The sequence below is a fragment of the Bacillus sp. ISL-45 genome (assembly GCF_018613195.1).
Taxonomy (GTDB): domain Bacteria; phylum Bacillota; class Bacilli; order Bacillales; family Cytobacillaceae; genus Mesobacillus.
The window spans coordinates 265,773-287,314 of sequence record NZ_JAGGQQ010000008.1; the positions used below are offsets into that span (position 1 = coordinate 265,773).

General features: G+C 41.9%; 21 protein-coding genes. 11 read left to right on the forward strand and 10 right to left on the reverse strand.

Features of this window, described 5'->3' with window-relative positions; genetic code table 11:
* Position 1 precedes the first annotated feature (1 nt).
* Together fdhD and J7E35_RS11520 are read right to left on the reverse strand one after the other, a co-directional pair.
* Positions 2-844, reverse strand: a complete 843-nt coding sequence (gene fdhD, locus J7E35_RS11515; protein ID WP_214779842.1) for a formate dehydrogenase accessory sulfurtransferase FdhD — start codon at positions 842-844, stop codon at positions 2-4.
* A 6-nt stretch (positions 845-850) separates the two neighbouring features.
* The gene (locus J7E35_RS11520; RefSeq protein WP_214780079.1) at positions 851-2,107 is read right to left on the reverse strand and encodes an L-lactate MFS transporter; all 1,257 of its coding nucleotides are present in this window, start codon (positions 2,105-2,107) and stop codon (positions 851-853) included.
* 358 nt (positions 2,108-2,465) lie between these two features.
* On the opposite strand from J7E35_RS11520, the gene J7E35_RS11525 reads away from it, so the two are divergent.
* A complete protein-coding gene (locus J7E35_RS11525; RefSeq protein ID WP_214779844.1) occupies positions 2,466-2,930 on the forward strand; it encodes an SRPBCC family protein in 465 nt (154 codons plus the stop codon).
* 101 nt (positions 2,931-3,031) lie between these two features.
* Here J7E35_RS11525 and J7E35_RS11530 read toward each other — a convergent pair whose 3' ends face one another.
* Both J7E35_RS11530 and J7E35_RS11535 read right to left on the reverse strand, forming a co-directional pair.
* On the reverse strand, positions 3,032-3,373 hold the full coding sequence (locus J7E35_RS11530; protein WP_214779846.1) for a DUF3221 domain-containing protein: 342 nt from the start codon (positions 3,371-3,373) through the stop codon (positions 3,032-3,034).
* An 11-nt stretch (positions 3,374-3,384) separates the two neighbouring features.
* Complete coding sequence (locus J7E35_RS11535) at positions 3,385-3,816, reverse strand: immunoglobulin-like domain-containing protein (protein ID WP_214779848.1); 432 nt, start codon at positions 3,814-3,816, stop codon at positions 3,385-3,387.
* Between the two features lie 377 nt (positions 3,817-4,193).
* Here J7E35_RS11535 and J7E35_RS11540 point away from each other — a divergent pair, with 377 nt between their 5' ends.
* Complete coding sequence (locus J7E35_RS11540; RefSeq protein WP_214779850.1) at positions 4,194-5,096, forward strand: acetamidase/formamidase family protein; 903 nt, start codon at positions 4,194-4,196, stop codon at positions 5,094-5,096.
* A 137-nt stretch (positions 5,097-5,233) separates the two neighbouring features.
* Entirely contained in the window at positions 5,234-5,512 is a 279-nt protein-coding gene (locus J7E35_RS11545; protein ID WP_214779852.1) for a hypothetical protein, read from the forward strand.
* Positions 5,513-5,642: 130 nt separating this feature from the next.
* On the opposite strand, the gene J7E35_RS11550 is transcribed toward J7E35_RS11545, so the two are convergent.
* From J7E35_RS11550 to J7E35_RS11565, 4 genes are all read right to left on the reverse strand, one after another.
* Complete coding sequence (locus J7E35_RS11550; RefSeq protein WP_214779854.1) at positions 5,643-6,029, reverse strand: hypothetical protein; 387 nt, start codon at positions 6,027-6,029, stop codon at positions 5,643-5,645.
* Between the two features lie 210 nt (positions 6,030-6,239).
* Positions 6,240-8,489, reverse strand: coding sequence for an Ig-like domain-containing protein (locus J7E35_RS11555; protein WP_214779855.1), 2,250 nt, complete (start codon positions 8,487-8,489; stop codon positions 6,240-6,242).
* Between the two features lie 361 nt (positions 8,490-8,850).
* Positions 8,851-9,786 (reverse strand): polyisoprenyl-teichoic acid--peptidoglycan teichoic acid transferase TagU, encoded by a 936-nt coding sequence (gene tagU, locus J7E35_RS11560; RefSeq protein ID WP_214779857.1) that lies wholly within the window; start codon positions 9,784-9,786, stop codon positions 8,851-8,853.
* Between the two features lie 30 nt (positions 9,787-9,816).
* Positions 9,817-10,302 carry a hypothetical protein gene (locus J7E35_RS11565; RefSeq protein WP_214779859.1) on the reverse strand — a complete coding sequence of 162 codons (486 nt, stop codon included), beginning with the start codon at positions 10,300-10,302 and terminating at the stop codon, positions 9,817-9,819.
* A 348-nt stretch (positions 10,303-10,650) separates the two neighbouring features.
* Here J7E35_RS11565 and J7E35_RS11570 point away from each other — a divergent pair, with 348 nt between their 5' ends.
* Positions 10,651-11,316 (forward strand): SGNH/GDSL hydrolase family protein, encoded by a 666-nt coding sequence (locus J7E35_RS11570; protein ID WP_214779861.1) that lies wholly within the window; start codon positions 10,651-10,653, stop codon positions 11,314-11,316.
* Between the two features lie 235 nt (positions 11,317-11,551).
* Here J7E35_RS11570 and J7E35_RS11575 read toward each other — a convergent pair whose 3' ends face one another.
* Positions 11,552-12,073 carry a hypothetical protein gene (locus J7E35_RS11575; RefSeq protein ID WP_214779863.1) on the reverse strand — a complete coding sequence of 174 codons (522 nt, stop codon included), beginning with the start codon at positions 12,071-12,073 and terminating at the stop codon, positions 11,552-11,554.
* Positions 12,074-12,390: 317 nt separating this feature from the next.
* On the opposite strand from J7E35_RS11575, the gene J7E35_RS11580 reads away from it, so the two are divergent.
* Positions 12,391-12,798, forward strand: coding sequence for a VanZ family protein (locus tag J7E35_RS11580; RefSeq protein ID WP_251040912.1), 408 nt, complete (start codon positions 12,391-12,393; stop codon positions 12,796-12,798).
* A 48-nt stretch (positions 12,799-12,846) separates the two neighbouring features.
* Here J7E35_RS11580 and J7E35_RS11585 read toward each other — a convergent pair whose 3' ends face one another.
* Positions 12,847-14,058: a M14 family zinc carboxypeptidase gene (locus J7E35_RS11585; protein WP_214779867.1), complete on the reverse strand. Its 1,212-nt coding sequence runs from the start codon at positions 14,056-14,058 to the stop codon at positions 12,847-12,849.
* Positions 14,059-14,457: 399 nt separating this feature from the next.
* On the opposite strand from J7E35_RS11585, the gene J7E35_RS11590 reads away from it, so the two are divergent.
* The 6 genes from J7E35_RS11590 to J7E35_RS11615 all read left to right on the forward strand — a co-directional run bounded on the left by J7E35_RS11590 (position 14,458) and on the right by J7E35_RS11615 (position 21,516).
* On the forward strand, positions 14,458-14,862 hold the full coding sequence (locus tag J7E35_RS11590) for a DUF3221 domain-containing protein (RefSeq protein WP_214779869.1): 405 nt from the start codon (positions 14,458-14,460) through the stop codon (positions 14,860-14,862).
* A 175-nt stretch (positions 14,863-15,037) separates the two neighbouring features.
* A complete protein-coding gene (locus tag J7E35_RS11595) occupies positions 15,038-16,729 on the forward strand; it encodes a sigma-54-dependent Fis family transcriptional regulator (protein WP_251040896.1) in 1,692 nt (563 codons plus the stop codon).
* Between the two features lie 177 nt (positions 16,730-16,906).
* The gene (locus J7E35_RS11600) at positions 16,907-17,899 is read left to right on the forward strand and encodes a 2-keto-3-deoxygluconate permease (RefSeq protein ID WP_214779871.1); all 993 of its coding nucleotides are present in this window, start codon (positions 16,907-16,909) and stop codon (positions 17,897-17,899) included.
* A 12-nt stretch (positions 17,900-17,911) separates the two neighbouring features.
* A complete protein-coding gene (locus J7E35_RS11605; RefSeq protein WP_214779873.1) occupies positions 17,912-19,210 on the forward strand; it encodes a four-carbon acid sugar kinase family protein in 1,299 nt (432 codons plus the stop codon).
* A complete protein-coding gene (pdxA, locus tag J7E35_RS11610) occupies positions 19,197-20,201 on the forward strand; it encodes a 4-hydroxythreonine-4-phosphate dehydrogenase PdxA (protein ID WP_214779875.1) in 1,005 nt (334 codons plus the stop codon). The genes J7E35_RS11605 and pdxA overlap by 14 nt, the downstream gene beginning before the upstream one ends.
* A 325-nt stretch (positions 20,202-20,526) precedes the next feature.
* Positions 20,527-21,516, forward strand: coding sequence for a Gfo/Idh/MocA family protein (locus J7E35_RS11615; RefSeq protein WP_214779877.1), 990 nt, complete (start codon positions 20,527-20,529; stop codon positions 21,514-21,516).
* Positions 21,517-21,542 lie beyond the last annotated feature (26 nt).

The window sequence follows — 21,542 nt, forward strand, 5'->3', positions numbered from 1 at the left end:
CTTAATCTATTACTTCCACAATCCGATCTGGCCTCGTATAAACATTCAAAGCATTGTTCCGAATAAAGCCAACCGTCGTCATTCCCAGCTCTTCTGCAAGCTCCAGTGCCATTTCTGTCGGTGCGGATTTTGATAACACCACTTCACAGCCGATTTTTGCGACTTTTGTGACGATCTCAGAGGAGATCCGTCCGCTAAACACGATGATTTTATCTTCCAAAGAAACTTGATGCCGCAGACAGTGGCCATATATTTTATCCAGGGCGTTATGGCGTCCAATATCCAGGCGGGACAGCAGGACACCGTCTCTTGTACATAGTGCTGCATTGTGGACCCCGCCTGTTTCCTGGAAAACTGCTGAACGACTTTGCATCTCTTCCATTAATCGAAAACAATCTTGATAGGTTAATCGGACATTCACCTGCTTAAAATGGTGGGATAATCTCGCATCGTTAAAAAAGACGAATCCCTGCCTGCTTTTGCCGCAGCAAGAGGTGATATAACGTTTTGAGTGAAATTTTTCATAAAAGGAATTGGTATAGTGTGTTTTCACATGAACAAATCCTTCTTTTTCCTGGATCCATAAATCATCAATATCGGCGAATTTTCTGATTACACCTTCTGAAGCTAAAAACCCGATGACCATATCCTCAATGTATTCCGCTGTACAGACTAAAGTAGCAAACTCTTTTTCATTCAATTTGATCGTAAACGGTTTTTCAGTCGCAATAGTGTCTTCAACTTTTTCGGTGATCCCATGTACATAACGGGTAATGGTTCGTTTTGTACTTGTCTTCGTCACGATATTTTGTTCCTCCCCCGTACGCAAACAAAATAGGGACATTTAAATCTAGGCGGTTATTTCTGATTCATTTTGTTTACGAAGCTTAGCCATATCCACTCTGATCAGCAGAGAAATAACGAATGCTGCGACAAATAACCCTGCAAACACTGATAAGCTGCCGGCATACGATCCGGTTGTATCTTTTATATAGGCGGCAAACATTGGTCCCACCAGACCGGCCGCTGCCCATGCTGTCAGGATGTAGCCATGGATGGCGCCGAGCTGTTTTGTGCCGAATAAATCGCCGATATAGGCAGGTATGGAGGCAAATCCCCCTCCGTAGCACGTATAAATGACCGCAAGCATTACCTGGAAAAGCAGGGCATTGGTCGTGTGCGGAAGTATGAAAAACAATCCGATTTGCAGGATGAAGAATGTTGTATACGTATTCGGACGGCCAATGAAATCTGAAATGGAGGCCCAGCCAATCCGGCCCAGCCCATTGAAGATCCCAATTGCTCCAACAAGCGCAGCAGCTGCCGCTGTCCCAATGCCGATCGACTCCATCGCAAGCGGTTTCGCCACTGCTAAAATCGCAATCCCGCATGTGACATTGATGAACAGCATCAGCCATAAATACCAGAAACGGGTCGTTTTTACCGCTTCGTTCGCCGTTAGCTGTGAAAGGTCCATTACTGGCTTTGCGGCACCAGATTCAACTTTTTCCTTAAAGCCCTCCGGCATCCATCCTTCAGGCGGCTTTTCCAGATACAAAGACGATGCGGTCATTAAAATTAAGTAAGCGCTTCCTAAAATGAAGAACGTGTTCGCGACTCCTACACTTTCAATCAAACTATTCATGATTGGGCTGGAAATGGCTGCGGCAAAGCCAAAGCCCATAATCGCAAGGCCCGTAGCAAGCCCGCGCCGGTCTGGGAACCATTTTACCAACGTAGAAACCGGTGCAATATAGCCAACACCAAGACCAATCCCGCCTAACACCCCGTAAAACAGATAAAGGAGTATTTTTGAGCCCAATAGAACGGCAAGACCGGAACCGGCAATCCCGATTCCAAAGAAAGTCGCCGCAAGCAATCCAGCCTTCCTAGGACCATGCTTTTCCACAAAATGACCCAAAAACGCAGCAGCAAGACCAAGGAACAAGATAGCGATACTAAAGGTAAGAGCCACTTCCGAATCGGACCAGCCAAACAAATTTTTCAACGGGTTCGTGAAATTACTCCAAGCATAAACAGAACCAATCGAGATATGAATCCCAACAGCGGCGGCAGCAATCAACCAACGATTTTTTCTTTGTTTCAGCCATTAACACTATTTCCTCCTTTTAATCTTGTTTACAAGCTCTGTTATACTTTATGACAGTAAAAGTTACAAAATTCTGACATTTTTAAATTTCTATCGGGAAACGAAAGGAAAGGAGGGTATGAACATTTCCAGGGTATTAAAATGCTACTTCAAAATAATAGTTAGAGGAAAAATTAAGTGATCATATGATTTTTAAAAAGAGGCTGATAGAATTGAAGGGATATGATTAAAGTAATAAATCATTAATAACTTGTGATGAATGCGGCCATGTAGAGTAAGGACGTAATGATGAGACATATAAAGCCACTTTTAAGAAATAATAAAAGTATTCCAGCGCTTTTAAAGGAGAATTAAAATGCCTGTCATTGAGCATCAACAATTTATTCGTGCACCAATCGAGGTATGTTTTGACCTCGCGAGGAACGTAGAGATCCATACTCAGACAACTTCCAATACCATGGAACGAGTTATAGGCGGAGTGACAGAGGGATTATTAGAGGAAGGAGATACGGTTACTTGGGAGGCCGTTCATTTTGGTTTGAAACAAAGATTAACGGCCAAGGTGACATATATGGAAAAGCCAAATGAGTTTGTTGATATTATGGTTAAGGGGGCCTTCCATTCCTTTGTTCATACACATCAGTTTCTTGAAAAAGGAGAAGGCACCATAATGATTGATAAATTTCAGTATAAGTCACCATTAGGCCCAATTGGCGTTTTAGCCGATATGTTGTTTTTAGAAAGGTATATGCGAAAATTCATTGTTTCTCGTGCAGAGGCACTAAGAAATATTGCCGAAAAGGTTGATCTCGGAAATTAAGCCGCTAGAGACAAATATGGTCCTCAGTCAAATCCACCATAAAAGTGTATTTTTTTGCACCGGCAGACACTGCCCCTTGCGCCGGTTCAACAGCCCGAATTTTATTTTAATATGATGAGAAAGGTCGCTTCATTTTGGCTAGGGGCAGAAGCATTTGTTTTACCATCCGAAAACACACTTACATTTTGGGCGACTTCGAGCTTTTCTTTAACAAAGGAAGGGATACGATCGGTGTCGTAGTTTGTTCCTTTGAACTTATAGATTTCTTTTAATTTCTCTTCCGTTTTTCCTTGGATGTTTTGCTCATTGTCCCGAACCAGCCAGATATCCTTTTCTGTTACACTGATAATATAGCCAGTATCTATGTGATTGGCTTCGGTGAAAATGAATGCAGCAATACCAAGCATGGCAATGAAACTGGTTATTATTAATAACCTTTTCATAGCTGCACCTCTCAATTTTCCGTGCCGACATTTATTGTATGGGCTAGTACCACATCTTTTTGGCCTTTCTCTTTCGCCTTCAGGACCTTTATTAATCTATATTTTCCTTCTTCGGATATCATTTCTTTCAACATATTGTTTTCAATTTTCTGGTGGTAACCCCCGCCAGGACCAATGAATTCAGTTTCTCCTTCAAAAGATGCTTCTCTTGGGATTAAAACCTCATACCAGGCACCATCAATAAACTTTTCAACAGTGAGTTCAGAATCAGCTAAAAATGTAAGAGAGCCTTTATTATAGATTTCAAGGATCGAAAATTCTGGTGCCGGATTTATTGGTTGCATCATTAATGCGAACCCTAGGTTATTGTGTTTATCCTCATGCGTCAATTCACCGTACTTTGATTTGTTTTTTTGAACTGAGGTTTCACTTATTTTCTTCATACTATGATTCGAATTGGTGTCTTCATATGCAGCACAGCTGGTCAGTACAAGCGAGCCTGCCAGCAAAAAGGCAGCTATCTTCATAAATTATCCCTCCTATAAAGCTTAGACGGAATTCTACAGGAAAGGTTTTACTGCAATTTACAAAAGTGACTTTTGGCCTGCATGATTTTCTCTGACCACAACACAAGTACTCATATCCTTTTACGCGGATCATACTAATTCAAGAATCCTGACGGTTTAAATAATTTAATAATGGATGTGTCTCTCCCATATCGCGAATCTATTAAAAGTAAGAAAATTTTATAAACTCAAACAAAATCCCTGCACAGCCTGGTTTCCTTTTTTATAATAAGAGAAAAGGAAGGAGTGGTTTCATGGTACATACCATTGCAAAGGAACAATATTTCTATGCTTTCAGCAAGGAAAATAAAACAGCGCTAAAGGTGCCTTCTGGTTCACAGGTGGTGATTGAAACGTACGATTGTTTCCAAAACCAGATTCAGAGCAATGATGCAGCCTTCAATTCAATTGACTGGAATCAGATTAACCCGGCTACTGGTTCAATATATGTAGAAGGTGCCCAGCCAGGCGATATACTTAAGGTGAAGATCGACAATATTGAATTGGGCAATCAGGGAGTGATGGCAACCGGACCCGGACTTGGTGTCATGGGCCATCGAATCGATGAGTTTCAGGTTAAGATGATCCCGATTGAAGATGGCAAGGCTGTCTTTAATGAAAAGCTCCAGCTGCCTTTGAATCCGATGATAGGTGTCATTGGTGTGGCCCCTGAAGCAGATCCTGTTTCGTGTGGTACTCCAGGGGCTCACGGAGGGAACATGGATACGACATCTGTCACGACTGGTGCAACGCTTTATTTCCCGGTATTCCAGGAAGGAGCCTTGTTTGGCCTGGGAGATTTGCATGCAGCGATGGGAGACGGAGAAATTGGCGTTTCAGGCATTGAGATTCCTGGAAAAGTAACCGTCACGCTCGAAGTTGTCAAAGGAACATCGATTTCTTACCCATTCCTTGAAAATGAAGAAGGGATGGCTGTTCTAGTTTCAAAAGAGACGCTTGATGAAGCGGCCAAAGCAGCTGTGGAGATTTTTATTGATACTTTGCAGCCGCATACAGATTTGAGTCTGGGGGATCTGACCATGCTTATGAGTGCCGTTGGCCAGGTCCAGGTATCGCAAATCGTCGACCCACTTTTGACAGCCAGGTTTTTCGTTCCAAGATATGTGCTTGATGCCTATCAAGTAAAGTTATTCTAGGGGGGGGAAGATTAGCTGGCTATTGCAAATTTAGCTATGATTCTTGAACTTACAAATAAAATGAAAAGCCAGTGTCTATAAGTGGGACACTGGCTTTTCATTGCCGTTTTTCAAGGAAGAATTATTTTTTCAGCAATATGGTCCTTGTGAAAAGACGAATGAGTAACACTCCGATCAGCATAACAATACCAGTTGATATAATCACGAAATTCCTTCCAAAAGGGTTAAACCAAGAAGGATTTGGAGGAGTGATAAACTCTGTCCCCCAAAAAACTGATATTAATATAGTGACAATGTTAGTCAAGATAATCACTGGAAATTTTATTTTTATAGATAATAGACCTGCTGTAATTACCAATAAAAACGTGCCTGACTGCAGAATAGCAGGTCGTGGGGAAAGAGCAATTTCAAGATAATGAAACAAAAATGGACTAGGAAATAACGAAACTAGGAACCATAAAGATTTGATAGGATTTCCCCCTCTTTAAGTAATTATAGCGACCGTGCAAAATAGAAAGTGAGCGTGAACTTGGGGCCCCTCATTTGTTAAAGCTCGTGAAAGTCCTCAATTTCTCCATTTTTTAAAAAACAGAAGCTCCCTAACGGATATTTGGCTTCTTTTTTGGCTAAATCGAGTGACATATTTTTATGCATTCCAAAAACATCTACTTCATTTTCGGATCTGTCATATACATATTCATATCGAATCTCTGGATCATCATTGTAGTAAACCATTTTAGACCAGCCACTTTTATAATTGAAAAAGCTATTCTCTACTTTATCTTCAGAAATATTTACTTTCTGAAATTCCATTGCTTTCGTAATCCGGTTGTCAGCTGTTTTTTCATAGTGGAACATATTGATCTTAAAAATGAGAAACCCTGCGAAAAATACGATTGTAAAATAGGTTAGGACAATCAAGACACTTTTCATTGTAAGAAGCTCCTTAAAGTGTAAATTTACACTTTAAATATAAATTTTTCCATTGGTTTAGTCCAATATGTATTAAGGGGGACAACGTGATTTTATCTTTTTTTACAGGCCAACATGGCATAAAGTTTTGGCTTTATCGATAAAAAAACTGCACCTCCAATTGTTAAGTGTTGTTAACAATTGGGGTGCAGTTCTCTTTTCTACATACTGCTATTTCACTTTGAATCTATCCTCAAGGGCTCTCGCGACAAAAGCGGAAAAGTCGGACCGAATGAGGAGTCCGTTTGGCCGGTAGGTTCCGTCTGCATAGCCGGTGGTGATTCCAGCAGCCAGTATTCTTTTAATATAAGGGTATGAGGATGTTCCCTCTTTTACATCTGTGAAGGAAGCATCAGCTTCAGCGGATAGGCTGAATGCCCTTGCCAGGAAGATGGCCATTTGTCCTCTCGTTACAGGTGCATCGGGGCGGAAGGTGCCATCCGCATATCCGGTGATGATTCCTCTCTCCACAGCAGATGCAATATAGCCTGAAGCGACGGATGCAGGGTCGACGTCCTTGAAGGTAGTCTGCCTTTTCGTTCCGTCGAGTTCCAATGCTCGGCCAATCATAATCGCTGCCTGTGCACGAGTTACTGCATTTCCAGGACGGAAGGTGTCGTCTGCATATCCTGTTATAACTTTCCGTCCTACCAGGTAGTTGATTTCATGATAAAACCGATGGCTAGTGCTGAGATCAGTGAAGGAAACAGAGACTGGTTTTTCTACAGTTGCTTTATACACTTCACTAATCAGTCCGGCTGCATCTGTAGCCGTGATTTCAAAGGTGGTTCCTGCTGCCTGGGATTCTGTTAATTCAACAAGGAATATGCCGTCATTCTGGGTTACGGCTGAAGCCAGGACAGAACCATTCTTAAGTACAGTTATTTTTGCACCAGGCTCTGTCATCCCATAAAAGCTTGTTGCTTGATCTAAAATTGGGCTGACAAATTTGATGACAGGAGGTGTTACATCCCTTACAGTAACTTTAACTGGTTCACTGTAAAGTTCTCCATTCTTCGCTATGATTTCAAGCATGGTCCCTGGCTTTTGTTTTTCAATACTAACCGAAAAGACCCCATTCTGATTCACAGCAGCCGTTCCGATGGTCGTACTTAGTGACTTCACCAGAATGGTCGTTCCAGGTTGGCCCGTTCCGCTAATGGAAACGGTTTGGTCCGTAATATCCATCGTGCTTAGGACAGGTTTTGCAGGCGGAGTTACATTTTTAACCGTTACAGTCACTGAAGGACTGATATTATTCGCAGCATCCTGGCTGATAACTGTAAGGATTGTCCCGGCCGGCTGTTTTGCGATTAAGGTAGCTTCAAAGGTTCCATTCTGATTTGCTATTGCGCTGCCAACCGTTTCGCTCCCTTTTCGTACTGTAACGGTTGAACCAGTCTCTGCTGTCCCGGTTACTTTAGTTGACTCATTCGTTACTTCATGGACTTGCGGAGCTGCAGGAGCGGTCTTATCCTCGACAGTTACCACTGTTTCCTGGCTCACTCTTCCGTAGCTGTCTACTGCAGTCACGCGCAGCTGACTTCCTGCAGAAGGACGCTGGATCGCAATGTTAAATGTGCCCGATGGTCCCGAATATCCGTCACCAAGTTTTTGTGAACCGGAATAAACGGATACCAGGCTGTCTCCATCAGTCAGCCCGCTGACAGATGAATCCGCATCCGAAACTTTATTCACTTTAGGAGCACCAAATACTCCTAGAGGGTAGCCATTATGAAATGGTTTTGAAGCTATGGAAGAAATATCAAGTTGGTCCCGGAAGTTAATATTGTCGTTGGCGTCGACAATTCCTTGATTAATGAATACCGGGTCGGTTGTGCCCCAGTAGTTGTCGAGACCGTTAAATGTAATGCGATTATATCCGTCCAACCTAACTTTCATTTTATTAAAACCGAAAAAATTATTTCTATTAATGAAGACATTGGGCGTTCCGCCATCAGGATCCCTGCTGAGTACGAAAATATCCTCAATGCTGTCTCCCTCGTTTAGAAATGTATTACCCTGGATTGTGACTCTGCTTCTCCCGTTTTGTACATCAATCCTTGCCCGGTTTGAAAATGAGTTATTTTCAACTGCAATGTCACTGTACTGGGGAGAAAGGGAGACTTGGCCATTGGAGAACCGATTATGGCGAAGCGTGACCGCCCTTTTTAGAGAGGATACAAGATATCCCCCATTAAAAGTATCATGTGACAGATCTGTATATTCAAGGTGGATGGAACTATTGATAAAATCCCAGCCTTTGACGGTTACATCCTTTAATAAAATTCGTTCAGAAGATGTACCAATAGCTTCTAGTTGTCCTTTCACATCAAACCAAATACCGCTCGAGGCAATGACTTCAACCCCTGGCTCAATCTTAAGCTTAACACCAGGATAAACCGTAACGCTGCCAGACATCCTGTACGGTGAATTAGCCTTCGTCCAGGTGGGTTTTCAGTTATAGGACCTGATACCACTGATCCCGCAGCACTCGCCTTATCAAAGCGGAGCGGAAATAAAGACAAAATTAAAGAAAATACGACCAGAACCTTAAAAAATAATCCTAATCTACACTGCAATGAATCTTCCCCCATTATTTTAAAATTTAAAAATATTAACCTTGTTATATTTTAGGTAGATTAGAAATTAAATACAATGGGAAAGAATGGGTGTTTTAGTGGCATAAGGGGGGAGGGTGAAACTATTTAACACTGTAAAGCGCCGGGGGTCAGACCCCCAAGAGATTAAAGCGGTAAAGCGGTGGGGGTCTGACCCCGTTCTATTGAACTTCTAAATGATCCTTCAGCTCACTTTGAACTTTTTGTCTTTCTTCTTCATTTACAATGAGATAGTAAATCTTATTAATCTTTGTTCCTGTTCCGTTCAATTGGAGCTGTTGTACATCTTTGCCTGCATTTTTATAGTGTTTTTGAACTTCAGTCATTTCTTGGAATGTCATATTTGTTTTAACGTTATTTCCAAGTGCTTCGAATATATCGTCAAATTTAGTTAGTGAGCTTAGGCTCGCGCCTTTTCTAATAACACCCTGGATTACTTGTCTTTGTCTTTGCTGGCGGCCGAAATCGTTATTCGGGTCTTGTTTTCTCATTCTGACGTAGGAAAGAGCTTCCTTGCCGTCAAGCGTGATTTCACCTTCCGGGTAGCTGTGTCCGCCCTCGCTAAAGGCTAGATTATTGTTAACCTCAACTCCGCCTACGGCATTTACGATGTCTTCAAAGCCCTCCATATTAACTTGCATGTAATAATCTATAGGGATATCAAGGAATTCCTCAACCGTGTCCATTGACATTTCAACTCCGCCAAAAGCATAGGCATGATTGATTTTATCCTCAAATCCTTTTCCGACAATTTCGGCTCTTGTATCACGGGGAATGCTCAACATTTTTGTCGAATTAAGTGCAGGATTTACAGTCAGCACAATCATTGTATCTGACCGGCCTTTATCTCCTGGCCTTTCATCTACCCCTAGCATTAGAACAGAGAATGGCTCTTTGTTTTCAAAAGTAACTTCCTTTGTCCTCTTGCTGGATTGATCCCTGTCAATCGGCTGGTGCATCGTTTCCACTGCATTTGTGAGGGAAGAGTAAACATTATAGATGTACGCACCAATTGCAATCATTAACAAAAGGAAAACAACCCCGGTAATTCTCAGCCATTTTCTTTTTTTCTTACCTGAATGTTTTTCTGCTCTCATGACTTAACCCCCATATTATCTTGAACCCCACTAATTCTTTAATGGCACGCTAGTTTCTGTACCACCTTCAACAATTATAACGCTCTCTAAATTTTTGGCTTCTTCTTTATCTATCTGGATGACAAATGTTCTCGGTGTTGCATCTGCAGTGCAATTACCGTCTGGGTGTGCGATGGTTATTGTTGTGTTGTCCGCATTGGATTCTACATTTTCAATCTCGGATGGACAGCTTCCGGATTCATAGACTCCTATAAAGAAAACACTTTTCGTCTTAAAGTCTATTTCAGGTGCTTGTTTTTTAAATCCATACAAGCTCCAAAAATTTTCAAAGTCTGCTTGGTTATCTGACATCCTCACTAAATATTGATAACGAGGCGTTTCTTCTCGTTGGAATGCCAGTTCATGCATGTTCGCAGGCAAGTTTTTTTCACTAGCGACTATGTCGAAGTTTTGTTGATTATTCTCAGGATCATTGCTGCAGCCATATAACAATAATAGTGACGAAATTAAAGTCAATAGAAGTGGCAGCTTGATTGTTTTCAGTGTACATCACCCTTTCTAATTAAATTAGACGGTAAAAAACACTAAAGGTTTCTCATTTTTCAAACACAAAACGTTCTGTTGTAAAAGGATTGGGAATGTCATGGGGTTAGCAATATCGACAGTTTCTTTTTCTAAAAGCTTGAAAGACATGAGGTATTCTTCTTCATTCTTAAATGTATGAAAAAGAACTTCGGTAATTGCTACTATTGAGCAGAAGATTAAAATTAAGTTGTGCTTTATTAAGAATGAGTGGGGGAGGATACTATAATTCTTACAAAGAAAATTGCCAGTATATTGCTGGCTGGAACGTTGCTGGCAGGCTTGCCTGGCGGTGCATTTGCAAAGCCGGAAAAGAAAGTGGCAGATTTAGCGGTATTGGGTGATTCTTTAGCTGCGGGCTGGACACCTTATGGTAAAAAAGGTCCAGGATATGGGGAATTTTTAAAAGCAAGGTTTGAACAATCTCAATACAAAGGTGATTTAAATAATCATGGTTTCCCAGGCTATGATTCCAGTCAGTTATTAAATGATGTGCTGACAAACACCGATGTCATACAATCTATAGAAGATGCAGAAGTCATCGTGATGGACATTGGGGCAAATGATCTTTTAAGGGCATTGTCATCGAAAAATCCTGGGGTAATACAAGGAGCTTTGTTCGGGGTGAATGAAAATTTAAACCGAATTTTAAAAACAATAGATGAATTAAACCCAGATGTCGATGTCTATGTAATGGGGTATTACAACCCATTTCCTTACTTGCAGGAGGAGCAGCAAGCTTCCTTGATGCCATTGCTAGAGAATTTGAACCAAACGATTGAAAAAGCTTCCGAAGATAACGGTGACACTTATGTTCCAACTGAGAAAATAATCGCAAAACATTATGAAGAATACCTTCCTAATCCAGCTGATATACATCTTAGCGAGGAAGGCTATAAAATAGTGGCGAAAGAGTTTTGGAAAGCGATTGATGATAACCTGAAATAGCTTGAGTGCCTGGCTTTAGACGGCCAGGCATTTTTTGTGCATTTTTTTAAGTATATTTAAAGATCGAATTTGATCTTTATTTTAACTCACTGGTTGTACTTTGAATTGTTAGAATAATAGGTCTTAATGTGATAGATGATCGTTCCATCCGCTTGAACCGTATAGTCAATGTCCTCTGTTTCAAATATCCCTATTAATTTATTCCTCTCCAATTGCTTTTTTACATTCAGTTCATTTATATGCTGGGTGAGTTCACCGTTATAAGGGCTATTTGTCTTTTTAGTATTTCAAGGTAGGTGATAATGAATAGTCGTTTCTCCATGGCCTCCAAAAATGATTGTTTATGGGATTTGAATGCGGAAGGGACCTTTAACTTTTCAGCTTCCAGCAGAAGGACGTTAAGGGAGGTTTTATCTTGCTGTAAAGAAGCCAAGTCAACAGCTGAAGGAAATGGTGTTGCGGTTAAATATTGATTTAAAAGAGCGTCACTTTTCTCCGTATATTCGCGGTGTGCCTCCAGGTACTTGAAAATTTTATCATGTTTATTAACGATCAAGTCACTGTAAATCTTTGTTGGTATAGTAGAAAACATAATGGCAAAAAGGATGATGCCGGCCAAGCTGTAGGTCCACCATGGCCTATTACTTTTCTTTCTTCTATTACCGGGATAATATATGCTTTCCTGTTCAAAATTCAAGCCGTCCCGGTTAAGCTTATTCATTTCCTTTTTAAAATGTTTCTGTGCAGGAGTAGCCATCTAAAACACCCTTTGGATAATCTTTCTAAACTCACTTTATTTTAATCCTTATGGGGGTATTACTCAATAAAAAATTGTCGAATTTTACCTATCTCACTTGAGTTTGTCGTATTGACCCAGAAACGGAGACGAAGTAATAATATCCTGTTTTGAGAGGGAATTACTAACAGGGCTTCCGATCTCTCAGGCAAAATGGTCTTTGAGAGTTACTAATCTAATTCCTGCACTGATTATCAACCGCTCACTTTGGCTAGGCTGAAGGTAAAGAGGTGATCGGGTTGCTGGATTTTCAACTGATATCCGGGCTGGATAAGCTTATGCATTTCTTGGGTTTTGCAGGTGTTTCAGTGTCAATAGGAATATTCCTTTTAATAATCTCAGGTCCTGACGGTGTGAAACAACAGCTGAAGATTGTATGGTTAGCCCTGGTGACGGTCGGAATCATTGAGGAGTACCGACAGTTCCTGGATCCTGGCAGAAGTGCTGAGTTTCTGGATGCAGTGGCAAATATGGTAGGGGTAAGTGTGGGGGTTGGTATTACATTAGGATTATTTTATTTAGTTGCTAATAAGCAGCGAATATTTTCAAGTGTATTTCGACTTTACCCAATGTTCCTGATGATGCTGTTATTAGGATTGCTATACATAAACGAAAGGCCTTTTTTAAAGGAGGAAGTTTCCTTTCAAGAACGGGTCAGGAGCCTGGCTACTTTGATCGGATTTTAGGGAACATGAAAAAAGCGGGGGACTCATTCCTCCGCTTTTTTCATAATCTTATAGCCCTGGTGAATAGGCAGTTTTCGGGATGTTATCATAATCAGCTGAGTCCAGCGTCTCCACTGAACCATCAACCACTCCGTTGACGATTCCATAAAGGCCGGTTTCAACAGCTTTAACCAGCTGTCCTTTTTTCTTTTGCCCTAAGGAGTGCGATTGGCCTCTTACTTCGAAAAGAACTGTGCCGCTTCCGTTCAAAGCAAAGCTTCCAAGTGCAGTTCCAGGAAGGTCCAGGTCTTGTTGATATAGGGTGATGTTGTTGAATGGTGAGTTTTCACCAAGTGATTGCAGCGCATTGTAGGCGGCAAGATTCAGTTGCTTGGAAAACTCGAAATTATAGTTGTCCTTATACTCAGCGTACTTAGCACCTTCTGTTGTGTTCGGGTCCGGTACAAAGTCCGCTGATAGGGACATAGTGACAAGGTCGTCTGTGCCTTCAACATAATATTGACCCTGGTGGTGAAGGTCGATGAAGACATCCACTTTGCCGAACTCTGCCTGGAGCTTCTTATACACATCGCGCACGGTTTGTGATTCAGGCGTGATGTACCAGCCAGCTTGACTTGATGTTCCAGGGAAATCTTCTGCCTGCGGAACATAATCAAGGTCTGGATTAAAGTCCCGGTTTACGTCAAATCCAGGGCGGCCATTGTAATCTCTGTCCTGGATAATGCGGTTGTTATAGTAATTCCAGGCAGGAGACGCTGCATCTGCAAGCTGAGGGAAATCTTCGACGACTTCTTCCCATGACATATCATTGCCGCGGCGGTCCAACTCGGATGCATCAGGGTTCATTTTTGGCAAAGTAACGAGAGTGATTTCCTCGCGGATTTTTTGGGCTTCAGGCGAATTGCTTGAACCCAGATATTGAAGCATGCTAAGCAAAGCTTCTGTTCCAGTGCTCTCATTGCCATGGATCTCGCTTTCAATCAGGACTACTTTTTCGCCAGTCCCGACTCTCGCCTGATAAATATCCCTTCCCTGGTTTGATTGGCCGACAACCTCCAATGCGACTTTACCCTGGCTGTTCGCTTCGATCTGCTGAAGACGTTTGACCATTTCAGCATAATCAGTATATCCGTTGACCGAATAAACCTGATTTTCGTTGTAGAGTTTCCCGTTTGGCGAGTTGGTTGCCAGTGTTGGCGTCGCAAGGGCAGTGCATAATGCTAAAACACTTAGTCCGGTGATTACTTTGCTTTTCTTCATCGACACATCGCTCCTTTAACTAGTAAAAGTAATTTCCTAGCTATTTTAATAGGGTTAATAGAGAAATGTTGACGCAATTTGTCGAATATTTCGATTTCCGAAATAAATGAGAGAAAGGGACTAGGCTGCCTAGGGAGATTGGTAGTTTTGATTTAGAAACAAGAGAATTAGAGGGTATATCTATTTTCCTGTATTTTTGAATTGGAGCAACATAGGGTGAATATATGTCTTTTAGGGAATCAAGTTTTTTATTGGAGAGAGGGTTGGCAGGGTGTAGACGAGTATCACTTGAAATTTTGTCAGAAGAGGTGAAGTTATTTTATATAAGACCGGTTTCGCCAACTTCTGTGGTAAGTCATAATGGAATAGAATGGGAGAACTTTGTAGGGAGGAATGAAGTTGAAGCTAAAAGGCTTTGAGATTGTAATAGTAATTATGACAATTATCATCTTTGGTGTTTCTGTATTCATTGCTTTTAGGTCTACTATTGACCTGTTCTATGATAAGTACGAAGGATATGTGGCATTTACTGAAGTAGAGGACGATCGTTATATTGTGCTAGTGATTAAAGATATAACAAGGGAGGAAATTGAAACATATTCGGATGCAGCCGAATTAGATTATATAGCTCAGCAAGATGCGAGGGATTATGGAACAAGAGGCAATTACTTTTCAATAAATCAAAGAGATTTCAAGAAACTTAAAAAAGGACAAAAAGTCGAAATCTACTATAAAGAACAGGCAGCAGCAGATATATGGGGAGCTGCCATAAAAGCTTCGAAAGTTAAGATTATAGAAGAGTGAGTTGAAGACTTTACCACACCACCGCACTGGGGGTCTGACCCCCAGTGCGGTGGTGTGGTAAAGGTTAAAAGTATGGTTCCTTCTGGTTATGCTTATTGGTTTTGTTGTTGGAAATCAAGATTCGGATTTGGGACTGTTTCTTTGTCATTGCGCTTTTCTTCCGGGTATGCTATGTATGAAGGGAAGGAAAGAACGGGTGATTAAGATGATTAAAGTGTTATTTATTGCGCCATATCCTGCGATGGCTGTACTGATCGATGAATGTAAAACAGATGCTGAGGATTTGGATGTTACGGTAAAGACCGGAAATCTGGGCTCTGCGGTCCCGCTGGCTAAAAGGGCGGAACAGGATGGTTTTGATGTAATCATCAGCCGCGGAGGAACTGCTAAATTGATTGAAGAAGTGACCAATTTGCCGGTTATTGATATCCATGTTTCTGGTTATGATATGCTGCGTGTGCTTACTCTGGCGAATGAGTTTCCAGGCAAGAAGGCGATTGTTGGCTTCTCTAACATTACATTGGGGGCAGAGACAATCACTGATATATTGGAATTTCCAATTGAAGTATTTACTGTTGAAAGAGCAGAAGAAGTCGGACCACTTATTAAGGACCTTAAGGATCAGGGGTTTAGTGTCATTATGGGGGATGTTGTTACTGTCCATAATGCTGATCGGTACGGGATGGAAGGGATTTTGATTCAATCAGGGCGCGAGGCAATCTTTGACGCTTTCCAGCGAACCAGGACCATTTATTCCTTTTACCAGAAGAAACAGACAGAGATTGAATTGATGAAAGCTATGTTGGATACAGCAGCATCAGACTTTGTCGTCATTGACTCTGATGGTGGTATTGTTTACGAACAGTGGAAAACAATTTCATCATCATTAATAGATTTAACTGAATTACCCGAAGACGGGAGTCTGAATTCCCAGGGGGTTATAACAACAGGCAATGAAATGTACAAGGTAAAACCATCTGTGCTGACTAATGGGGGCAGGAAACACTATCTGTATTCTTTTTCTAAGCTAGAACAATCAATGGATGAATCATTGATAAAAGTGGAGCATGTATCTCAACTTCCTTTAATCATTCAGGAAAGCGAGCAGATGAGGAATTGCATTTCCTCGATAGGAGCAAATATTAAAAGGTGCAAATGGGCGTTGATTGGCGAAAGAGGTACTGGCAAGGGTTTGATTGCAAGGTATATCCATTATATGAAGCATGGAGGAAATGGGCTTTTTGCAGTAGTAGAGGCTAGGGATTTTTTAAAGAATTCTGAAGCGGATAAGGACATCAAGACGATTTATCTTCAGTGTATTGATGCTTTGGATGCCTCTGAACAACAGAGACTGCATCGGGTGGCTGATCATTATTGCAGCTTAGGTATCGATGTCATCTTTTCTGTTCAAGTGGAAAATGAAGGAGTCTTTGATTCCAATGTTGCAAGAATCTACTTGCCGCCTTTGCGGAACCGGTCTTGTGATATAAGGGCGCTTGCCGCATATTTAATTGCGGATTCGAATCAGCGCTTTGGGACATCGCCGATCAAGATTAAAGAGGAAGCTCTCGACCTTTTGGAAAAGTATCATTGGCCTGGCAATGTAGCAGAGTTGAAAGCTGTCTTGCATGACGCCGTTGCTGCAGAAAAGGGTTATGTTTTAGGTACGGAAATGATTGGTCCTATGCTGGAATTGAAGATTACAAGCGAATTATCAATTCCGGACGATTTTTTACAGGGAACATTAGAAGATATCGAGAAGAAAATTATCCTTGCAGTCATGGAACAAGAGGACGGGAATCAGACAAGAGTGGCGAATAGGCTGAATATCAATCGTTCCACATTATGGAGAAAGCTGAAGAATTAAATCTTTGGCTTTTTTTATTTGTGTTTAATAATGCAACAGTTTTGTTGTGTAATAATTTTACAACAAATATTTTGTGAAAAAACTATTGCAAAAATAAAACGTTTTCACTAAAATGAAACATGTAAGCGATTACTAAATCGTTTAAATTTGAAACATTATAAAAGGGGATGCTAGAATATGAGAATAAAGGCAGGTTTAGAAAGAATTCCTGGTGGAATGATGGTTGTCCCGTTGCTTATTGCAGCAACACTAAACACCTTTGCACCAAACTTGCTTCGTATTGGTAACTTTACAGAGGCGCTGTTCGTAAATGGCGCAGGTACTTTAATTGCACTTTTCCTATTGGCGACTGGTGCACAAATAAATGTTAAATCTTTCGGTGTTTCGGTTGGTAAAGGTGCGACACTGCTTGGAATCAAGTGGATTGTCGGTGCCGCTGTCGGACTTATTGCTTACTTATTTGCTGGTGACAACGGATTGTGGTTAGGGCTGGCGCCAATCGCGATCATTGCCGCAATGACAAATAGTAATGGTGGATTATTCGTTGCTTTAGTTGGTCAATACGGAAATAAAGAAGACCGCGCTTCTTATTCACTGCTTGCATTGAATGATGGTCCTTTCTTAACGATGGTTGCACTATCAATCTTCGGTGCAATGGGCTTTGTTGACGGAATGTTCTCTATCCAATCATTCATTGCTGTATTGCTGCCAATCCTTGTTGGTATGGTGTTAGGTAATCTTGATGAAGAAATGCGTGAATTCCTTGATAATGGAAGTTCAATGCTGATTCCATTCTTCGCTTTCGCACTTGGTATGGGTATCGATTTTGGAGCAATCGTTGCAGGTGGATTAACAGGAGTTCTATTAGGTATTATGACAGTTCTATTCACAGGTACTGCAGGTTACTTTGTGTTCAAGGCTTTCAAGTGGAATCCTATCGTAGGTGCTGCGGAAGGCTCAACAGCGGGTAATGCGGTTGCTACTCCTGCCGCGATTGCTGCCGCAAATGCAAGCTTCTCACAATATGCTGAGCTGGCGACTGTCCAGGTAGCTGCATCGACTGTTACAACAGCAATTCTACTGCCGCTATTCATCGCTTTCCTTGTTAAACGACTTGAGAAAAAGGGGTACGCGTTCAAGCAGGGAAATGTCATAAAAGTGGATAATTAAGGGTGTGATCACATGGGTGAAAAAATCGGAATCATCGCAGACGACTTAACAGGTGCCAATGACTCTGGAGTACAATTGGCTAAAAAAGGGTTTTCTTCAACCGTAGTGTTCAATCTAGAAGGTATTAAAGAAGCAGGCTCAACCCCTGATGTCCTGGTTGTCGATACTGACAGCAGGGCAGTTCCTGGGGAGAAAGCGCATGAAGCAGTGGTTAAAGCTGCTTCTCTTCTTTTTCAGAATGGGTATTCACATGTCTACAAGAAAATCGATTCTACTTTACGTGGGAATGTAGCGGTTGAAATCGCTGCAACCGCCAGTGTTTGTAAGCCAGAGGCAGTTGTGATTGTGCCAGCTTTTCCGAAGGTGAACAGGACTACAGTCAATGGCCTTCATTATGTAAATGGCACACTGATTACGGAAACGGAGTTTGGGCGCGATCCGAAAACTCCAGTTACAGAAGGGTTTATCCCGGATTTGCTAAAGAAGTCTGTGGAAGAAGATATTGCTTTAATTGATCTTGATTTGATTCGTGGGTCAGAGGATCAGTTAGCGGAATTCGTCGATAATTCAATAGACGGCGGGCAATCCTGGTTCGTTTGTGACAGCGAGACAGAAGAAGATCTAAAGGCAATCGCGGCATTTTTTGCAAAATTGGGCAAAAGGATTATTTGGGCTGGGTCTGGCGGATTAATTGAGTATCTTCCTGCTGAATTGGCGATTTTCCCTCAGTCAGGACAAAATATGAAAAAGACCTCCATCGATCGGACCCTTACCGTATCCGGGAGCCTTTCTAAGGTGACGAAAAATCAGCTTGAGAGCCTAAAGGGGTTAAAGGAAGTTAAGTTTATAGAAATAAATCCAGTTCAATTGGTTGAAGATACACTTGAGGCGAGTAACTTGGCAGTAAACAAAGAAGCCAATCATTATGTTCTTTATGTTGATTCATCTGAAGCAAACAGAGTGGCTGCGCGTGAAGTTGGCGACAGATTGGGCTATAACAGCAACCAGGTGAGTGAAGCGATTGCCTCCGGACTGGCGAAGGCCGCAAAAGTTTTCCTCCAGCAGGTCCAGAATATCGGCGGGCTGGTTTTAACAGGTGGTGACACTGCGAAAGCTGTTTGTGGTGAATTAGGTGTGAATGAAATGGAACTCCACTCTGAGGTCGAATCCGGACTGCCGTTTGGCAGGATCAGGAGCGGGGAAAAGGACTTCTGGGCAATTACAAAGGCTGGTGGCTTCGGAAACGAAGGCTCGCTTGTAAAAGCAGTGGAATACATGACAGGAAAGGTTGGGCAATATGAAACAAACTAAACCAGTGGTCGGAATAACAATGGGTGACGCAGCAGGTGTCGGCCCGGAAATCATTTTAAAGACCCTTGCAAATGAAGAAATCTATAAGATCAGCAATCCTTTTGTCATCGGTGACAGCAAAATCCTTGAACGTGCCAAAAGCTTTGTCGGCAGTGAATTGGAAATCCAGTCTGTTACGGCGGATGGGTTAGGGGAGATTGAATATAAGCTTGGGACTGTTCATTGCCTTGACTTAAATCTTCTTCCTGCTGACCTGCCAGTCGGAGAGGTTTCTCCCGATGCTGGACACGCAGCTTTTGAATACTTGCGTACAGCAATCGAGCTTGCCAATGAACAGAAAATCGATGCGATCTGTACGGCTCCTTTAAATAAAGAAGCGCTTCAGAAGGGTGGCCACAAATATCCTGGCCATACTGAAATTCTTGCGGACCTTACCGGAACACAAGATTACTCGATGATGCTTTCTGCTCCTAACCTGCGCGTAATTCATGTTACGACGCATGTAGGAATCATCGATGCAGTTAAAATGATTAATCCAGAACGTGTATACCATGTCATCAAGCTTGCACATGATACATTGCGCAAAGCAGGAATTGAAGCTCCGAAAATCGCGGTTTGCGGTATCAATCCGCACGCTGGTGAAAATGGATTATTCGGTTATGGTGAAGAAGACGAGAAGGTCGTTCCAGGTGTAGAAAAAGCTCAGGAAGAAGGAATCGCTGCGGTTGGACCGCTTCCAGCTGATACACTATTTTTCCGTGCTGTTCGCGGAGACTTTGACATTGTCGTTGCTATGTACCATGACCAGGGCCATGGTCCGGTAAAGGTTTTAGGCTTGGATGCGGGCGTCAACATCACGGTTGGGTTGCCAATCATCCGCACAAGCGTCGATCACGGTACAGCATTTGATATCGCTGGTAAAGGCATTGCCGACGAAAAGAGCTTGATTGAGGCTATGAGACAGGCGGTTGAGCTTGCGCCTAAAAGATAGAGTGGCTTTTACTGATTAATTTTACGGATAAAGTCTATTAAAGGTATTTCCTTAAGGGGAAATGCCTTTTTTAGTAGGGTTTTAACAACATATTTCCATTTATTAGAGAAATTCTATACAACCTTAGTCAATCGATTAGACAAACAGAAGAAACGATTGATAAGATTAGGGTGAATTTACTTTTATCTTAGTAAATTTGCTTTTAAACTGGCAGACCGCATGGACTAGAGATGTTTGCCATTAAAGTGGCTACACTTTGTTTTTTACTATCTTTTTTTATAAGTATTAATCTAATTCTCAAGATTGCACTATGGGAGGAAAGCTAATGAGGAAAATTATATGGGGTATTTTAAGTACCGCGAACATTGCTCAAACACAGGTCATTCCTGCGATTCAAAGGTCGGCTTTTGCAGAGGTTGAAGCGATTGCCAGTTCTAGCGGCAAAGCGGCGGAGGTGGCCGCGAAGCTGAATATTCCAAGAGTATATGATACATACGAAGAGCTTTTGCTTGATCCGAATATCGATGCTGTTTATATTCCTCTGCCTAACAGCCTCCACCGCAAATGGGTTCTCGAAGCAGCTAAACACGGAAAGCACATTCTATGTGAAAAGCCTGCGGCGTTAACAGCCGAAGAAATGGTTGAGATGGACAGGTACTGTAAGGAACAGGGTGTCTTATTCATGGAAGCCTTTATGTATCAATTTCATCCTCAACATGAGCGTGTCAAGGAGATCATCGCCTCTGGAGAAATTGGCGAGGTAAAACTGATGCGAAGCAGCTTCTCTTTTTTCATGGAAGACCGTGACAAGAACATCCGCATGGATAAAAGCTTGGGCGGGGGAAGTATTTATGATGTTGGCTGCTATTGCATCCATAGCTTGCGGTTTATTTTAGGAGCTGAACCTGTGAAAGTCCATGTACATGCTAAACTCGATTCAGAGTCAGGTGTAGATGTTTCAGCTGTGGCTTGTCTGGAATTCGACCAGGGTATTCAGGGTGTTTTTGATTGCAGTTTTGAAGCAACCTTCAGACAGGAGTATGAGGTAGTGGGCACTAAGGGGAGGATTCTGGTACCCAGAGCTTTCCGTCCGGATGTATGTGGGGATGTTGGGCTGGTAACGGTTGAATCTAATGGCCAGCAACGAACCGAGCAGGTGGAAGGCGATATCTATTTACTTGAAGTAGATCATCTTTCCGAAGCGATTCTTGAAAAGAAACCCCTAAGCTATCCAGCAGAAAAGACCATCGCAAATATGCGTGTCATTGATGCCTGCTATTCATCTTTAGAAAAGAAAGAAGAAGTTACTATATAAGCAGCCAAAATCAGAAAGTTACTAGA

What these genes read in the sequence shown, in the direction of transcription:
- J7E35_RS11540 (WP_214779850.1), top strand. Translation starts at nt 4,194, where the DNA reads ATGGTACATACCATTGCAAAGGAACAATATTTCTATGCTTTCAGCAAG.
- J7E35_RS11575 (WP_214779863.1), bottom strand. Translation starts at nt 12,073, where the DNA reads ATGGCTACTCCTGCACAGAAACATTTTAAAAAGGAAATGAATAAGCTT.
- J7E35_RS11550 (WP_214779854.1), bottom strand. Translation starts at nt 6,029, where the DNA reads ATGAAAAGTGTCTTGATTGTCCTAACCTATTTTACAATCGTATTTTTC.
- J7E35_RS11525 (WP_214779844.1), top strand. Translation starts at nt 2,466, where the DNA reads ATGCCTGTCATTGAGCATCAACAATTTATTCGTGCACCAATCGAGGTA.
- J7E35_RS11600 (WP_214779871.1), top strand. Translation starts at nt 16,907, where the DNA reads ATGAGAATAAAGGCAGGTTTAGAAAGAATTCCTGGTGGAATGATGGTT.
- fdhD (WP_214779842.1), bottom strand. Translation starts at nt 844, where the DNA reads ATGTCCCTATTTTGTTTGCGTACGGGGGAGGAACAAAATATCGTGACG.
- J7E35_RS11585 (WP_214779867.1), bottom strand. Translation starts at nt 14,058, where the DNA reads ATGAAGAAAAGCAAAGTAATCACCGGACTAAGTGTTTTAGCATTATGC.
- tagU (WP_214779857.1), bottom strand. Translation starts at nt 9,786, where the DNA reads ATGAGAGCAGAAAAACATTCAGGTAAGAAAAAAAGAAAATGGCTGAGA.
- pdxA (WP_214779875.1), top strand. Translation starts at nt 19,197, where the DNA reads ATGAAACAAACTAAACCAGTGGTCGGAATAACAATGGGTGACGCAGCA.
- J7E35_RS11605 (WP_214779873.1), top strand. Translation starts at nt 17,912, where the DNA reads ATGGGTGAAAAAATCGGAATCATCGCAGACGACTTAACAGGTGCCAAT.
- J7E35_RS11545 (WP_214779852.1), top strand. Translation starts at nt 5,234, where the DNA reads ATGGTCCTTGTGAAAAGACGAATGAGTAACACTCCGATCAGCATAACA.
- J7E35_RS11530 (WP_214779846.1), bottom strand. Translation starts at nt 3,373, where the DNA reads ATGAAAAGGTTATTAATAATAACCAGTTTCATTGCCATGCTTGGTATT.
- J7E35_RS11580 (WP_251040912.1), top strand. Translation starts at nt 12,391, where the DNA reads ATGCATTTCTTGGGTTTTGCAGGTGTTTCAGTGTCAATAGGAATATTC.
- J7E35_RS11535 (WP_214779848.1), bottom strand. Translation starts at nt 3,816, where the DNA reads ATGAAGAAAATAAGTGAAACCTCAGTTCAAAAAAACAAATCAAAGTAC.
- J7E35_RS11555 (WP_214779855.1), bottom strand. Translation starts at nt 8,489, where the DNA reads ATGTCTGGCAGCGTTACGGTTTATCCTGGTGTTAAGCTTAAGATTGAG.
- J7E35_RS11615 (WP_214779877.1), top strand. Translation starts at nt 20,527, where the DNA reads ATGAGGAAAATTATATGGGGTATTTTAAGTACCGCGAACATTGCTCAA.
- J7E35_RS11595 (WP_251040896.1), top strand. Translation starts at nt 15,038, where the DNA reads ATGAAGGGAAGGAAAGAACGGGTGATTAAGATGATTAAAGTGTTATTT.